The sequence below is a fragment of the Actinomycetota bacterium genome (genome assembly GCA_030776725.1).
GTDB lineage: Bacteria > Actinomycetota > Nitriliruptoria > Nitriliruptorales > JAHWKO01 > JAHWKW01.
The window spans coordinates 1-2,418 of sequence record JALYHG010000091.1; the positions used below are offsets into that span (position 1 = coordinate 1).

The following is a 2,418-nucleotide window of genomic DNA, read 5'->3' on the forward strand; positions in this document are numbered from 1 at the left end:
ATCTGGGCCGGATGCGGTCGGTGGGTGATACTCGCGTGGACACGGGCGTAGTCCTTCCTGAGTCGAGTTGGTCCTCTCTCAGGAACCTACGCCCGTCGTCCTTTTACACCGCCGATGGGCCGCCACCGTCGTGGTGACCACCCACGGCGAGTCCTTCAGGATGCGCGAGGCCAGGACCCGCACCACGACCAGGAGGAGCAAGGCGAGATGACCGCCAGCCAGGTGGGGACTTTCGTTGGCCACCAGTGGGGATTTGAGATGGCCGTTGACACGGCGCTTCTACATCACCATCGGACGGCTCAAGGCGTACCCCTGCGCGACATGCAACGCGCCGCCCGCCACACCAAGGCCGACACCACCGTCGGCTACGACCAATCAGAGCGATGCTTCTACAAGGACGCGACCTTCGTCTTCATGGCCGCCACCGTCCGCTGACAGCCGCTATCACATGGTTCTCGCGAGTGGTCCGAAGGTTGTCACACGGTCTGCCGATGTGCTCGGGCTCCGCTGACAAGAAGCGTCAAGTACGGTTTCCGGCCGCCACAGGGAGCCCAGCTCGTTTCCATTCGGGAAACCCGTCGATGAGCCTGTGGGCGCGGAACCCTTTGTGGACCAGCGCGCGCACCGCGTCATCGGCGTAGACACAGTAGGGACCGCGGCAGTAGGCGACGACTTCCGTGTCTTTTGGCAATGCCCGCAGTTGCTGGCGCAGTTCGCTGATCGGCAGTGATCGCGCGCCGGTGATGTGGCCGGCGGCGTACTCGGCCGTCGGCCTGACGTCGAGCAGCAGCACCTCGCGACGCTCCAACCGCGCCGCCAGCTCGGCCCGGTCGATGATGTCCACGCCGTCGCGGTCGCCCAGGTAGGCCATCGCCAGCCGCTCGAGGCCCGCGACGTGGTCGGTGGCGACGTCCCGCAGCGCCGCCCACAGTTCGGCGACCCGGTCGCTGGCCAGCGCGTAGAAGACGCGGGTGCCGTCGCGTCGGGTGGTCAACACGCCGGCGCGCGTCATCGACCGGAGGTGGTGTGACGTGTTGGCCATGGTGTGGTTGATCTCGGCGGCGATCCCCTCGACCGACCGCTCACCCTGCGCGAGCAGGTCGACGATCTCTGCCCGCCGCCCGCTGGCCATCGCCTTGGCGACCTCGGCGAGGCCGTCATAAAGCGCGTCCTTGGCGGCGCGGTCACCCATGCAGTGATGGTACATCGGCTAGGGGCTCCGCTCTCAAATATTCAAACGATTGCTTGACAACCGACTCGGGAGGTGGCGGGGATGATCAAGCTGGCACCGAGCGAGATAGCGGCGCTCGATCCGTACAAGTTCATGGCGATCATCGGCAAGGGGGTGATCCACCCGGGGGGCCGGACATCTACGGAGTCGGTGCTGCGCCGGTCCGCGATCACGGCCTCGAGCCGGGTCCTGGATGTCGGCTGTGGCGTGGGTACGACGGCGATCGAGATCGCCCAGCGCTTCGGGGCTGCGGTCACGGCGGTCGATATCGCTCCGCTGATGCTCGAACGGGCGCGGGTCAACGTCGACGCCGCCGGCGTCACCGACCTGGTGACCGTTGCCGACGGCGACATCCTGGACCTGCGCTACGGCGACGACAGCTTCGATGTCGTCATCGCCGAGGCGGTCACGATGTTCGTCAACCGACGCCAGGCGACCGGGGAGCTGGCGCGGGTGACCCGCCCCGGCGGGCGGGTGCTCGCCACGGAGTTCTACTGGCTGGCACCGCCGACGCCAGAAGCCAAGGAGATCTTCCTGGGACAGGTCTGTCCTGGGCTGGAGTTCGACACCGTCGAGGACTGGGTGCAGCTGTATGCGTCGGCAGGCCTGACCGGTCTGGAGACTGAGACCGGCCCGTTCGAGATGATGACGGCGCGAGGATTCCTCGGCGACGAGGGGGTCGCCCGGTGCATGGCGATCGTCGGCCGCGTGGCCGGCCGGCCGGCGCACATCCGCAAGATGACCTGGCTCATGCCACGCATGGCCAAGTCCGTGCCCTACCTCGGGTACATCGTCGTGGCCGGAACCAAGCCGGCATAACCGCCACAGGGTTGCACCCCGTCACGTTTGTGGACGACGGGCTGGGCAACTCCTCGTACCTCGTCGACCTGGGCGACGGGCGAGCCATGGTCGTCGACCCCGTGCGCCACCCCGGCGGCTACCTCGCCCCGCCGAGCGTGCCGGCGTGGCGATTGGCTTCGCGCTGGAGACCCACCGACCTGGGGGTCTCACCCTGCGGGCGCTGGCCATACCCAGCCACACACCGGAGCACCTGGCCTACCTGCTGTCGGACGGGGCCAGCCCGCTGGCGCTGTTCTCGGGAGGATCACTGCTCGTGGACGCCGTCGCACGCACAGATCTCATCGCGCCCGACCAGACCGCGCTGCTGGCGCTGGCGCCCTGGCGCT

3 protein-coding genes are annotated in these 2,418 nt (G+C 67.9%); 2 read left to right on the plus strand and 1 reads right to left on the minus strand.

Annotation, left to right across the window (positions count from 1 at the left end):
- Positions 1–520: 520 nt before the first annotated feature.
- Positions 521–1,192: a metalloregulator ArsR/SmtB family transcription factor gene (locus M3N57_04205; GenBank protein ID MDP9021899.1), complete on the minus strand. Its 672-nt coding sequence runs from the start codon at positions 1,190–1,192 to the stop codon at positions 521–523.
- Between the two features lie 81 nt (positions 1,193–1,273).
- On the opposite strand from M3N57_04205, the gene M3N57_04210 reads away from it, so the two are divergent.
- Together M3N57_04210 and M3N57_04215 are read left to right on the plus strand one after the other, a co-directional pair.
- A complete protein-coding gene (locus M3N57_04210; protein MDP9021900.1) occupies positions 1,274–2,050 on the plus strand; it encodes a methyltransferase domain-containing protein in 777 nt (258 codons plus the stop codon).
- Positions 2,051–2,195: 145 nt separating this feature from the next.
- On the plus strand, positions 2,196–2,418 hold a 223-nt coding region (locus M3N57_04215; protein MDP9021901.1), incomplete at its 3' end, for a hypothetical protein.